Below are 13,615 nucleotides of genomic sequence, written 5' to 3'. Positions count from 1 at the left end.
ATGTCGAAACGCAGGATGTCCAGCGCCTCCCAGGGGCGGCCGTCTCTGCTCGTCCCGATCAGGTCCGGCAGTCAACAATATGTCTCGCTCTCCGAGCTGCGGGAGACGATGGAGGCTTTCGGCGTGACGCCTTCTCCGAGCGGCCCCTACAATGGCGCATCGGTCGGTCGGCGCATGGCGGGCTTCCGGCCTTCCGGCAGCGGACCGAACAGCGTCGTGCAGACGAGCGCGCCCGAACTTGTGCGCCGCTCGCGCGACCTGAAGCGCAACAACCCGACAGCGGGTCGCGCGCTCGATCTCATTCCCATCCATACGGTGGGAACGGGTATCAAGCCGCGCTTCCTGTGCAAGCACAAGGCGACGCGCGAGGCGCTGACGCGGCTGTTCGAGGAGTGGACGAAAGTCTCCGATGCGGATGGCGGCCTCGACTTTTACGGCCAGCAGGCCCTGGCGGTTTCGGAGATGGCAGAAGGCGGCGAGTGTTTCGCCCGGCTGCGGTCGAGGCGGCTTTCCGACGGCCTTCCCGTGCCGTTTCAGGTGCAGCTTCTGCCGACGGAGCAGGTGCCGCTGACCTATGATATTCCGTTCGGCGGCAATCCGGTCGCACAGGGGATCGAGCGCAACGGCTTCGGCAGGCGGATCGCCTATTGGGTGTATCGCCAACACCCCGCCGACTATCTGATTAATGCGTCGAATATGGACATGACGCCGCGCCGCGTTCTCGCGAGCGAGATGGTCCATCTCTACAACGTGACGCGCATCGGGCAATTGCGCGGAATACCGTGGATCGCACGGGCGATCACGACCCTTCATCAGCTCGGCAACTACAAGGATGCGGAACTTCTCCGCAAACAGATGGTTGCGAATATCGTCGGCTTCGTGAAGCGCGCGTCCACCGAGAATATGGACGAGGAAGAGCTCGCGAAGCAGTGGGGCGAAGTGCTCGACGGTATCGGCGGAGAAATGCCGGCCGTCGCGATGGAGCCCGGCACGATGCAGTATCTCGATCTTGACGAGAGCGTCGAGTTCAACAATCCGCAGGACGGCACCGGAAACTTCGAGCCCTTCCTGACCCGCAACTATCAGGACGCGGCGGCTTCTCTGGGTGTTCTCTATGAGGAGCTGACCGGCGACTGGAAGAATTCCAACGACCGGACATTCCGCGCCCAGTTCAACACCTGGAAGCGGCAGGTTCAGCAGTGGCAGTGGAATCTGGTGTGTCACCAGTTCAACGAGCCGATCAAGAACCGGTTCATCGCCTATGCCGTCGCTTCCGGCGCAATCAAGGTGCCGAAGAGCGTCACCCAGGCAGATCTCTACCGGACCGAATGGCGGCCCCACCGCTGGGAATATCTCAATCCGAAGCAGGATGTGGAGGCACAGGTCGCGGAAATCGACGGCGGCCTCACCTCGCGTCAGGCAACCGTCGCGGAGCGGGGCGACGATGTCGAGGTTATCGACGAACAGCGCGCGCAGGATCAGGCCCGCGAACGCGATCTCGGTATCGAGAAGAAGGCCGCCGCGCCGAAGCCCCAACAGCAAGGACAGGATTTATGATCGACAGAGGCGATCTTCTGGCGCAGCTGGCATGCGAGCCGATGCTTATCGACAAGCCTTACGGGCTGTCGTTCCTGGCGTCCATGGCGGCGCTTCCCGAAAAGCTCGATTGGGGCAATGAGGACGAGGAGGTCGATCGGTCGCGCTGCTATCCGGTGGTGAACGGCGTCGCGATCATTCCCCTGATCGGAACGCTCTATCATCGCCCGTTCCGTACCTATTGGGGCGGCAGCCGGTCCAATTACATGTCCTATGTCGACATGCTCGAAGACGCGGTGACGGACGAAAATATCCGCGCGGTGCTGGCCGAGGTCGACAGCTATGGCGGCCTCGCCGCCGGCTGTCTGGACGCAGCGGAGGCGATCCGCGAAATGCGCGGTATCAAGCCGATGTGGGCCAGCATCAATCAGGTGAGCTGTTCGGCCGGCTACTCGCTGACCTCTTCCTTCGACCATGTGACGATCGGCAAGAGCGCCAAGGCCGGCTCCATCGGCGTGATGGCGGTGCATTGGGACTACTCCAAGGCGCTGGAGAAATGGGGCGAGAAGGTCACCTATTTCTATGCCGGCGCGCACAAGATCGACGGCGTTCCCTTCGCAGAGCTGACGGAGCAGGCGAAGAAAGCCATTCAGGACTCCATTCAGGCCGAATACGAGCGCATGTGCGAGGTCATCGCCGCCGGGCGCGGCATGGATGCGAAGAAGATCATGGCAACCGAGGCGGCCGTCTATCGCGGCAAGGATGCCGTGGATGCGGGCCTCGCGGACGAGGTCGCCACTTTCGAGGAGACATTGGCGATGATTACCAGAAAGACGGCGCCCGATGGCGCGCGTCTCGGATCGGCTGCGAATCCCGGTCCCGGCGAAGAAGGAGACGAGGATATGAGCGCTACCGAAACCAAGACGCAGGACCGGCCGAACAGCGGTCAGCCTGCCCCCACTGCCGCCGCGCCGACGACCGCGAGTCCGGCACCGACACCCGCGCCGACGGCCACCACGGCGGCGCCTGTCGAGGCGGATGCCGCGGCCATCGCGGAGGCCTGCCACGCGGCGGGCCATCCTGAACTCACCTCCAGCCTCATCAAGGCGAAGCCGACGATGGAGCAGGTGACGGCGCGGATCGACGAGGTGAAGGAGATCGTCACGGCGGCCCAGGGCGTGGGTCTGGAAGGCATGGCGAAGGATCTGATCCAGTCCGGCGTCTCGCTCGAGAGCGCCCGGACGCTGCTCTTCTCCGCCAAGGCAGGCGCGGACGGTCAGGTCACGACCGACACCGCGCATACCAGCATGCATGCGCCGGCGAAGCCCGGCATCGATGTCAAGGCGGCCTATGCCTCCTTCAACGGCGTGAAGGGCTGACTTCGGTCGGCTCTTCGTTCCTTCAACCGAAACAGGGGATACTCCCATGACTGAATTCAGAGAAGGCTTCCATGCGGGGGAACACCTCGTTTCGGAGGCGAACGGCTATCGCTCGCGGTCCGTCGGCACGATCACGGGCGGCAAATACGCCGCCGGCACCATGCTCGGCAAGATCACCGAAGGCGGCACCGTGACCGTATCGGAAGCCACGTTCGAGGGAACCGGCACCGGCGCCCTGACGCTGGCCACGCCCGCTTACAGCGCGGCCGTGCATGAAGGCGACTATCAGGCGATCTGCGTCGATCCTGCGACGGATGGCGGGTTGTTCAATGTGCTTCGGCCCGACGGGACGATGGACGGCGTGGCGAAGGTCGGCGTGGCCTATGACGGCGAGGTGAAGTTCACCATTGCCGACGATACGACCGACTTCGCGGCGGGCGACACATTCACCATTCCCGTCGCCATTGCCGACAATGCGGATCTGAACAAGTACACCCAGCTCGACCCGAGTGCGACCGACGGCAGCCAGCACCTCGCCGCCGTGCTGTATGACGGCGTGGATGCGTCGACCGCCGATGTGGAAGGCACCATTCACGATCGCGATTGCGAGGTGAACGGCCTTGCCGTGACCTGGATCGACGGCATCACGGACAACCAGAAGGCCGCGGCGATTGCCGAGGGGGCCGCCCTGGGCATCATCGTCCGCAACTGACACTGAAATCGGACCGGCGTTCGCGCCGATCTTTCCCATTCCTCCGCCGCGGCTCGCCCGGCGGATTTTTCGTGCGCGAGCAGCGCTAGGAGGCGCATCATGGCCGAACTCACTCTCGACATTTTCGACAACGACGCATTCTCGAATGCGACGATGACGTCGTTCGTCAACCAGCACATTCCCTATGTTCCGGGGCTTCTGGGCAGCCTGGGCATTTTCACCGGCGAGGGTGTCTATACCCGCACCGTGGAATTCGACGACGAGGAGGGTAGCCTCTCGCTGATTTCCACTTCGCCGCCCGGATCGGCGCCGGAGCAGAGCGAGAACCCGAAGGGCGTCATGCGCTCCGCCCGGACGCGCCGCCTCGCCCGCGAAGCGGTGCTCTATGCCGAGCAGATTGCCGGCAAGCGTCAGCTCGGCACGGCCAGCCTGCTGGAGACGGCCGAGCGCCTTGTCTACAAGCGCATCGAGGGCCCGACGGGCCTCAAGGCCGCGCTCGGCTATACGATGGAGCATATGTATCTCGGCGCCATCGACGGCACCGTCTACGACGCGGACGGCACGACGGTCCTCTGGGACTATTTCAGTCACTACGATGTGAGCCGTCCGTCTGCCATCAACTTCCCGTTCAGCACGATGGCGGAGGATACGGGTCTCTTCAAAAAGACCTGCACCAAGCTGAAGCGGCAGATGGTGAAGGCGCTGAACGGCTTTTCGCTCGCCGGGGCCGGTATCGTGGTGCTTTGCGGCGACAATTTCTTCGACGATCTGGACACCAACAAGGAAATGGTGGCCGCCCGCAAGGCCGGTACGACCGGCAATGCGAATGCGCCGAAGATCATCACCGAGAACAAGGCGTTCTCGTCCATCTATGCCGGCGATATCACCTGGGTGAACTATCGCGGGTCGGACGACGGCAAGGTGGCCATCGATCCGGACAAGGCCCGTGCCTTCATGATGGGCGTGCCCGGCCTCTTCAAGACGTTTTTCTCCCCGGCCGATACGTGGGATTTCGTCAATACGGAAGGCCTGCCGTCCTATCTGATCCAGCGCCGCGAGCGGCAGACGGAATCGGCTCGCGTCTTCGAGGTGCAGGCCAACCCGCTTCCCATGTGCCTGCGGCCGCTTTCGCTGGCGCGCCTCACCAAGTCCTGATACCGGGACAATCGACGATGCGAAGGGCCCCGTTCGGGGCCTTTCGCCTTTCTGAGGGGTTGGCATGGATTTTTCGCCGCATCTCCGGACGGTGTTCAAGCTTCGCGGGGCGCCCGCGACCTATACGCCTCCCTCGGGAAGTCAGATTACCTGTCAGGCCATCCGTCAGGGCGGCGGGCAGCCCGTTCGCATAGGCCCGGTGACGGTCACGACCGAACGGGTGTCGTTTCATGTGCTTCGCGCGCTCGTCGCGGCCCCTGTAGCGGGTGCGACGATGCTGTATCGCGGCGAGACCTTCACCGTCGATGCCTGCCAGCCCGTCGAAAACGACGCGGAAGGGCTTCTCTGGTCGCTTGAGGCGAGCTGGGGCGCGGATGTGCTTTACCGCGCGGTGGCGGGCTCCGGCTCGACGCAGAACCCGCCCCAGACCGGGGCGTTGACGCTCGCGGCGGATGCCGGGGCAGGCGACGGCGCCGTCAGCGTCAGATCCACGCTGGCCGTGGGCAAGCTGATCGCCGGCGACAAGCTGACGATCGGCGGGACCGAATACACGGTGACGGCGGATGTGCAGGCGGTGATGAGCCAGTTCGCCGGGGTGCCGATTTCGCCGTCCCTTGCGGGCGATGCCGCGTCGGGTGCGGCGGTGACCCCGACCTACAAGCGGGATATCGCGTTGCGCGCCGCGGTGGCGAGCTATGCCGCGAAGGAATTCATGGGCGGCGTTCAGGCGGGCGACCGGCGGCTTGTCGCGATGCAGTCCGCCCTGTCGGCCCTCGACAGCGAGCCGAAAGCGGGCGACCGGATCGTCATGGGCGGACGGGCGTTCAACGTGCAGAGCGCCATGCCGATCTATCAGGGTGCGCAACCCGTGGCCTGGGATATTCAGGCGAGGGGTTGATGGCGCGGCTGAAGAATTTCAGGGCGGCTGTCGAGCTGACGCGCAGCCAGCTGACGGGCGAGGCGCGGCGACAGCAGCTTATCGACCTGTCGCGCCGTTCCATCGCGGAAGCAGAGGCGATGAACAGGGCCACCATCGGGTACGATGTCGGTAAAACCGTCATCGTGGACGGCCTCCGCGGCGGCGCGATCGAGAACGTCAAACCGGGCGGAACGGTTGTCGCTCTCTTCGCCGTTCATGAGGCGGCAATCGATTTTGCGTGGGAGACGATTGCCACGATGTCGCCTGTCGATATGCGACCGGATGCCGACAATATCGTGTATCGCAAGAACCATCTTCTGATGGTCAATGGCGAAGAAGTCGGGCCGCCGCCGGTCAAGATCGAAGTCGACGACGTGGTGACCTTCGTCAATCTGCTGCCCTATGCGCGCCGCCTTGAAAAGGGCTGGTCGAAGAAGCAGGCGCCGGACGGGATTTACGAAGTCGCGTCGAAGGTCATCCGTGCACGGTATGGAAACGTCGTGCAGGTGAAGTTCGGCTATGGCGCCTTCCTGGGCGAAGATCCTCGTATCCGGGACAATCGCTACCCCTATATCGAACTTTCGCCGAAACGGAGCCGGGTATGAGCAGCGATGCCGTCGCCAGTATCGTCAACGCGACGCTCGACGCCCATTGGAATGCCGCGCTGGCGCGGCGCCGTGAACCGAATACGGATTTCGACCCCGGCGGGCTGCAATGGTTCGAGGTGCGTTTTCCCGGCTCGCACATAGGGCGGGGCGATATTGGCGAGCCGGCCGCGCCACTGAGAGACGAGACCGGGGCGTTCATGGTGGATGTCTATGTGCCGAAGGGGACCGGCGATCAGCTGGCCCGGAACATCGCCGACGCCATCTGGGAAATATTTGCCTTCAAGGATCTGTCCGGGCTGCGCTGCGACGAGCGCATGGCCGGGCAAAGCGGTTGGCGGGAGCCGGAAGGCGTTCCCGGCGTGTGGTGGGGGCTGAGCTACGGCATCGGCTACCGCTACCTGTCCATCTGACCGACCCGAACCGACATTCAATCGAGCCCGCTTCGGCGGGCTTTTTTCATGGGAGATACGACCATGCCGACGACTGCTTATCTGGCGGGCACCGACAGTAACGACCTCGAACTCGCCTATGCGCCCGAGGCGACATGGGGTGTGTCGCCCACGGGGGTGAACTACCAGAAGGTTCGCGTGAACAACGAAAGCCTCGCCGAACAGAAGAACCGGAGCGACCCCCCGGAAATCCGCGACGACTGGCAGTCGGCCGCCGAAACGACGCAGGATGTTCAGGCCAATGGCGGGCTGCAGTTCGGTATTTCCTACCGGAACATGGACGATCTCTATGCCGGTGCGCTGACCGGCGCATGGACCGACGATCTTGCGATCAGCGACGACGGCATCTCTTTCGCGGCGTCGGGCAATACGATTGCCGCAGATACCGTGGGAACCTTTACGGATGTCGTCGTCGGCCAGCATATCAAGGTTGCCGGCACCTCCGACAATGACGGCTTCTATCGCGTCCTGACCAAGGCGGACAGCCAGACGCTGACGGTGGATGCGGATCTGACGGACGAAAGCGCGGGCGCGACCGTCGCCATCACCGGGTCCATGCTGCGCAATGCGAAGATCTTCACCAGCTACACCATGCAGAAGCGCCTCGCCAGCGGCCTGGGCTTTGCCTATCCGGGTACGTTCTGGACCGGCGGCCAGATCAACGCCTCGCGCGGTCAGTTTTTCTCCGGCCAGCTCAACGGCCTCAGCAAATCGGAAGAGAAGGCGGTCGCGGCGCTCGGCACCGGGTTCACCGCCGCGCCCGCCAACCGGGTGATGAACTCCGTCGGCAATTTCAACGGCTTCGTCGTGAACGAAGCGCCTTCCGTCGCCAAGGTCATGAGCCTGAATACGAGTTTCGTGCGGACGGGCGCCAATATGGCTTTCGCCATGGGCAGCGAGGCGGCGCAGGGCGTCGGCAGTGTCGGCAAGCTCAAGGCGACGGGCACGATGCAGATCTTCTTCGAGGATTACGACTATTACGACAAGTACAAGTCGGAAGAAGGCCTCCTCCAGAGCTACCGGGTAACCGATGTGGACGGCAATACCTATGTCGTGACGGTGCCGGAGCTGGTGCTGGGCTCCTCGCGGGTCGTTGTCGGCGGTCCGAACCAGCCCGTGATGGCGGAATTCAACTGGTCCGCCAATCCGAGCGAGGCCTTCGGCTGCACGATCCAGCTGGATCGCATGAGCGGTTCCTGATCGCCCTCGAAATCCGAATAACCCCATCCCCGCTCCGGCGGGGTTTTGTCGCGCGACGCCCGGCCCGGCGTCATGGGGTTCGCCGGGCCGGTTTTAACCCCAATGAGGAAGACAATGATCGACCTAGACGAACTCGCCGTCGACACGAAGCTCTTTGAAGAGGGCAAGAAGGTTGAATTCGGTGAAGACTCCCACATCCGCATCCGCTCCGCGGGCTCCACCCGTGCGCAGAAAATCCGGGAAGAGCTCTGGAAGCCCTATGCGACCTGGACGGATATCCCCAAGGACGTACTCGACAGCCTGAATGCGCAGTGGATTGCCAAGGGGCTGCTGACCGAATTCGTGGGCTTCGCCGCCGACGGCAACCTGCTGACATTCGACCTGTCGAAGGAAGAGGATTGCGAGCGTCTGGGCCTCATCCTCAAGGCGCCCAAATACAAGGCCCTCCGGAACAGGTTCATCCAGATCTCGCTGGACGAGAAGAATTTCCAGCAGGCCAACGACGCGGTGCTGGAAAAAAACTCCGGTCGTTCGCGCACTGGGAGTTCCAGTGGCGCGAACACGCCGAACGAGTAGCGCGGGCCTATATCGAAGACGGGGAGAAAGTTCCGGATCGCTGGGCCAATCCTCCCGTTCTCACCATCTACGCCGCGCGTTTCTGGCGGATATTCAGTGTCCTGAAATTCGACCGTAAATCGCCGCCCATGGGTGGGATAGGGCCTATCCCGTCTTCCCCCATCATCACCTATATGACGCAAGTCGAACGCGAACCCGACGCCCGGGAAATCGACCGGGCGATCCGCTTCGTGCATGCCATAGACGAGGAATTCGTCTCGGTGTGCCGCCAGCGGCAGGGAAGTTCGACCGAGGACCATCCGCATGCCGAAGGAGCTGAACACGCTCGTCAATGAGGTCATCATTGACGACAGCCAGGCCTTGCCGGCGGCGGATCGCGTCATTTCCAAGATGGATGCCATGGCGGCGTCGCAGGACCGCGCCGCCGCGGCATCCGGGCGTCAGGCGTCCGGCTTCGACCTGCTCAATCAGGCAGAAGCGAAGCTGGCGCCGGCGCAGGAAAGCGCGTTGAGGCGTCTCGATTCATGGCGCGCCAAGGCGGACCCCGTGGAGCGCAGCCTTCAGCAGCTCTCCCGCGCGGAACGCGACTGGAACCGCGCCATCTCGCAGGGCCTCGCGACCGAAAACGAAAAGACGCGCAATCTCGACATGCTCTGGGACAAGCTTCTCGGAGCCGCCGAAGCGCAGGAAAAGCTGAACGCGGCAATGCGGGCGCAGGATGCTCAGGCTGCCTACAACGCCCAACTTGGCGTGAAAGACGATTTCAACGCGACGCAGCGCGCGGCCGACGTCGCCGCCTATGGGCAGGAACTGGACCGTCTTCAGCAGCGATATGCGCCGCTTGCCGCCGCACAGGCGAATTTCGAGCGCGAGATCGAACAGATCAATCAGGCGCAGCGCACCGGGGCCATCACGGCACAGGAAGCCGCGACGGCGCTCAAGATGAACGAAGGCGCCTATCGTCATCAGGTGAATGCGATACAGCAGTCGCAGAAGGCGATCATCGGCCATACCGGCGCGGTGAAGCTGCAGAGCTGGCAGGTGGCGCAATTCTGGCAGCAGATGCAAGACATCTTCATTCAGATGCAGATGGGAACGAACCCGTTTACCATTCTTGCGCAGCAGGGCCCTCAGGTGACCACGGCGATGGGCGGTGTGCGGAATTCGCTCGCGCTGGTTCTCAGCGTCATCACGCCGACACGCCTCGCTCTCGCGGCGCTGGCGGGCACCACGGCGCTGGTTCTGACGCGCACTGTGAGCCTGCAAAATGAAGAGCGCGGCATGAGCGCCGCTCTTCGTGCATGGGGCAAGGATGCCGAAATATCCGCCTCCCAGGTTCACAAGCTTGTGGAAGAGATGCGCGATCTCGGTGTCGCGAAGGGCGAGGCCCAGACCGCGCTGAAGGCGGCGTTCGCGATCCCCGGCGCGTCCGGCGCGGCCATCGAAAACGCCGCCGGGCTTGCCCCGGACTTCGCATCCGGCTTCGGCGTGTCGGTGGAGGAGGCCACGCGCAAGATCGTCGAGATGGAGACCAAGGGATATCCGGCTATTCGCAAGCTGGATGAGGCCTATCAGTTCCTGACCGACGATCAGGCGAAACTCATCCGCGATCTCGTCGATCACGGCGAACAGGCGGCGGCGCTGAATATCGCCTATGACGCGCTGACGGTGCGGATCAAGGGTGTGGCCAGCGATGCCATGTCGCCGCTCGGGCGTTCGATCAAAGACACGAAACGAGAGTGGGGCGATCTCCGGGATGCCATTGCGGGTAGCGGCGCCGCGGTCGATCTGGTCGAAAGTCTGAATGGCGGCCTCAGTTCCATCGCCGGGCTGTTCCGCGGCGATCTCACATCCGCATGGGATGGCTGGGTAACGCACGTTACGAATGATCCGGCGTTCAGCCTCATCCAGGGATTTGTCGATGGATGGCTGAAGCTTGGAGAGTGGACCTCCGGGATTTCGAATTCGCCGCCGACAAGCGACACGGGCACGCCATACGACAAGAACTTCGCCCAGTTCCGTCGAGAGATCGGTGCGGATAGCTTCGGTGGCGATCCGGCGATCCGGAATCAGGTGAAGGACCAGATCGACGCTTACGAGCGGGAGATGGATGTCCTGAGTCGATCGTCGGCAATACGGGACGCCTATCGTGCGCAGCAGGAAACATTGATTGCGTGGCGGCGCAAAGGGGCCGAGGAAACGGATGCACAGGCTGTCGCGGAGAAGGCCTATCAGGCTGCGCTGGCGCGGAGCATGACCGCCGTGACCGACAATATTCGTCTACTCGACGAACAGGCGTCCGCGCAGACCGCCATCGCGGCGGCCTATGAGGTGTCCATCAAGGCCGGGAAAGACGAAGAGATCGCCCAGAAGGCCAGGATCGCGACGCTGGGCCTCGGCAAGGATGCCGCGCTGAAGATGGCGGCGGCCGAAAGGGAGCTGGCGGACGCGACCGCGCATACCCAGGCCGTTGTCGATCATGCGAAAGCGGCGATGGACGCGGAGATCGCCGCGCGCAAGGCGCGGGCGGCCATGATCGTCGATCCGACGCTGAAACATGAAGAAGAGCTTGCCATCGAACGGCAGGTGCGCCTGAACGAGGTGACGGAAAAATATCGCGGCAATGTCGACGACATCAATCGGGCCATGGCCGATTTCGACCGGCAGAAAGCCTATGAGGAGCAGGAACGCTTCTGGAACGACGTCGGCGATCAGGCCCGTCAGTACAGCGACGATATCCGCTCCTATCTCCTCGACGGCATCACCAATGCGACCGATGGCGGCAAGGCGGCGTTCGACGATCTCTGGGAGACGGCGCGCGCGGGCCTGAAGCGCTTCCTCGTCAATGCTGCCCTGACGGCCGCCGAGAACGCGATCGTCGTTCCGATCCTGACGGATGTCGTTGGCTCGAATTCCGGCCTGTTCGGCATCGTGGCGCCGTCCGGCGGTGCCGGCGGCGCGGGTGCGGCCGCAAACGCGGCCACCGGCGGCGGGGGCATCGGCGATCTCTTCAGTCTGGGGAATGGCGGCATTCTGTCGGGGTTTGACAGCCTGCTGAGCTATAACAGCACGCTCGGGAACAGCTTTGTCACCGGCTCCGTCGGCCAGTGGCTTGGCCTTTCCACACCCGCGGCGTCGGGCATCGGCCCCGTGTCCGTATCGGGTGCCGGACAGGCGCTGGCGGGCCTCGGCAACATTCTCGGCTCCGGCGGCATCGGCTACGGCGTCGGCAGCCTGTACGGCGCGCTCGGTCTCGGCAATTCCACCGGCTCTTCCATCGGCGGTGCGCTGGGCGGCGCTATCGGTTCGATCATTCCGGGCGTCGGCACGATCATCGGGTCCATTGCCGGCTCGGTCATCGGCGGGTTCTTCGGCAACGATCAGCCCTCCGATATGTTCGCCCAGACATCGTTCGACCTGCGAGCGGGCGAAGTATCCGGCACCTATTACAACCCTGCCGAGTTCTCACAGGCCAATCTGGATGCCTCGGGCAATCTGATCGACTCGTTCAGTCAAATCGCCATGCAGATCGAGGCCTTGACGGGCGGCGTTCTTCCCGAGTCGGCCTTTGCCAAGGTCGGCTCGCGCGACGGCATCGTGGTCGGCGTCGGCGAGGCGGGCATCGGCGTCAATACGCCGCAATTCGGCGACACCGCCAGCTTTGCCAATTCCAAGTCCGGCGCCGAAAAGGCACTCAACTTCATGGTGGAGGCACTGGCGAAGCAGATCACCGATATCGAGGATGCCGATTACAAGCGCATCCTCGAAATGGGCGGGAGCGGGGAAGACATTCTCGCCAATCTCGATGTGGCGGCACAGATCAAGGCGCTCGGGCAGACGGAAAGCGTCAACCAGGCGGAAGAGCAGCTTCAGACGCTGATCGATACGTTCGAGGAGCTTCGGGCGAAGGCCATCGAGCTGCAACTGGCCGTGGAAGACGTCAACGACGCGGAAGCGCAGCAGCTTCGCAATCTCGAGCAGGGCGTCCGCACGAATTTCGCCGCCACGGTGCATGGCTATATCGACCAGTTCCTGACGCCGCTTCAGGCCCTGCAGGAAACGATCAGTACGAGCGGCCAGTCGACCTATGAGAAGTTCCAGGCCGCGCAGTCGCTGTTCCGCGACGTGGCCGCGAAGGCGGCGGACGGCAATGAGGTGGCGCTGGGACTTCTGGACGAGGCCGGAAAGAACTATGCGGACCTCGCGCGGAACCTGACCGGCGCCACGGCGCCGCTGCGCAACTTCCTCGAAAGCCTCAATAGCGGGTCGCTCTCCAATCTGACGCCCCGCGAACAGCTTGCCGCCGCGCAGGGCAGTTTCGACGAATTGAGCGCCCGCGCCCTTGCCGGCGATTCGTCGGTGATGGGCGATCTGGCCCAGGCGGCGCAGGACTATCTGACGCTCGCGCGCGACTATGGCGCATCGGGAAGCGTCTACCAGCAGGCCTATGAGCAGGTGACGGGCTCGCTCAACCAGATCGTGGATGTCGTGGACGGTGCGATCGGCAGCGTCGATCCGACTTCCGTCCTCGACGAAATCAATACGGCGATCTCGCCGTTGATCGACCAACTCGTGGCGTCGGAGGCGGAAATTCTCGCCGGGATCGAGCCGACGCTCGACGATCTCAACGGCAATTTCCTGCTGAATATCGAGACGCTGAAGGACGAGGGCGACCAGACGCGCGAATTGCTGGCGGATATCGCCACGGCGCTGGGCGCGGTGCCGGGGCAGGCGACGGGCGGGCTTGTGACCGGCATGGGCGGCCCGACCTCGGACAGCAATCTGCGCCGCCTGTCGGCGGGCGAATATGTGAACACGGCCAGCGCGGTGACCCGGTTCGGCGTCGGCTTCTTCGACGCGCTCAATTCCGGCTATGTGCCGGCGGTCTCCATGCCGTCGAACGACAATTCCGGCACGACCGCCGCCATCGGCCAGCTTTCGGACATTTCCACGCAGGGCTTCAACGGGCTGGCGCGTGTGTTTCGTGAAGAGCTCGCGGATCTGCGCAGGTCCGTCGACGAACTGGCGAAGGAAACGTCCCGGAACCGCCAATACGCCAGCATCCAGGCAAAGAGGTAGGG

Annotated in this window: 11 protein-coding genes; all 11 read left to right on the top strand. The window is 63.6% G+C overall.

Features of this window, described 5'->3' with window-relative positions; genetic code table 11:
• The gene (locus FHS78_RS03105; RefSeq protein ID WP_167090233.1) at positions 1-1,557 is read left to right on the top strand and encodes a phage portal protein; all 1,557 of its coding nucleotides are present in this window, start codon (positions 1-3) and stop codon (positions 1,555-1,557) included.
• On the top strand, positions 1,554-2,915 hold the full coding sequence (locus FHS78_RS03100; protein WP_167090231.1) for a S49 family peptidase: 1,362 nt from the start codon (positions 1,554-1,556) through the stop codon (positions 2,913-2,915). The genes FHS78_RS03105 and FHS78_RS03100 overlap by 4 nt, the downstream gene beginning before the upstream one ends.
• 46 nt (positions 2,916-2,961) lie before the next feature.
• On the top strand, positions 2,962-3,627 hold the full coding sequence (locus tag FHS78_RS03095) for a head decoration protein (protein ID WP_167090229.1): 666 nt from the start codon (positions 2,962-2,964) through the stop codon (positions 3,625-3,627).
• Positions 3,628-3,726: 99 nt separating this feature from the next.
• Entirely contained in the window at positions 3,727-4,782 is a 1,056-nt protein-coding gene (locus FHS78_RS03090) for a major capsid protein (protein WP_167090227.1), read from the top strand.
• 64 nt (positions 4,783-4,846) lie between these two features.
• The gene (locus tag FHS78_RS03085) at positions 4,847-5,680 is read left to right on the top strand and encodes a head-tail joining protein (RefSeq protein ID WP_167090225.1); all 834 of its coding nucleotides are present in this window, start codon (positions 4,847-4,849) and stop codon (positions 5,678-5,680) included.
• On the top strand, positions 5,680-6,306 hold the full coding sequence (locus FHS78_RS03080) for a hypothetical protein (RefSeq protein WP_167090223.1): 627 nt from the start codon (positions 5,680-5,682) through the stop codon (positions 6,304-6,306). Before FHS78_RS03085 ends, FHS78_RS03080 begins: the two co-directional genes overlap by 1 nt.
• Positions 6,303-6,719, top strand: coding sequence for a phage tail terminator-like protein (locus tag FHS78_RS03075; protein WP_167090221.1), 417 nt, complete (start codon positions 6,303-6,305; stop codon positions 6,717-6,719). The genes FHS78_RS03080 and FHS78_RS03075 overlap by 4 nt, the downstream gene beginning before the upstream one ends.
• Before the next feature lie 63 nt (positions 6,720-6,782).
• Positions 6,783-7,958 (top strand): phage tail tube protein, encoded by a 1,176-nt coding sequence (locus FHS78_RS03070; RefSeq protein ID WP_167090219.1) that lies wholly within the window; start codon positions 6,783-6,785, stop codon positions 7,956-7,958.
• Between the two features lie 114 nt (positions 7,959-8,072).
• The gene (locus FHS78_RS03065) at positions 8,073-8,534 is read left to right on the top strand and encodes a hypothetical protein (protein WP_167090217.1); all 462 of its coding nucleotides are present in this window, start codon (positions 8,073-8,075) and stop codon (positions 8,532-8,534) included.
• An 11-nt stretch (positions 8,535-8,545) separates the two neighbouring features.
• Positions 8,546-8,869 carry a phage tail assembly chaperone gene (locus FHS78_RS19740; RefSeq protein WP_425500286.1) on the top strand — a complete coding sequence of 108 codons (324 nt, stop codon included), beginning with the start codon at positions 8,546-8,548 and terminating at the stop codon, positions 8,867-8,869.
• Positions 8,838-13,613 carry a phage tail length tape measure family protein gene (locus FHS78_RS03055; protein WP_167090214.1) on the top strand — a complete coding sequence of 1,592 codons (4,776 nt, stop codon included), beginning with the start codon at positions 8,838-8,840 and terminating at the stop codon, positions 13,611-13,613. Before FHS78_RS19740 ends, FHS78_RS03055 begins: the two co-directional genes overlap by 32 nt.
• Positions 13,614-13,615: the final 2 nt, after the last annotated feature.

Source organism: Parvibaculum indicum (genome assembly GCF_011762095.1).
GTDB lineage: Bacteria > Pseudomonadota > Alphaproteobacteria > Parvibaculales > Parvibaculaceae > Parvibaculum > Parvibaculum indicum.
The sequence above is the reverse complement of the archived record's forward strand: the minus strand, read 5'-3'. Positions and strand labels throughout refer to the sequence as shown.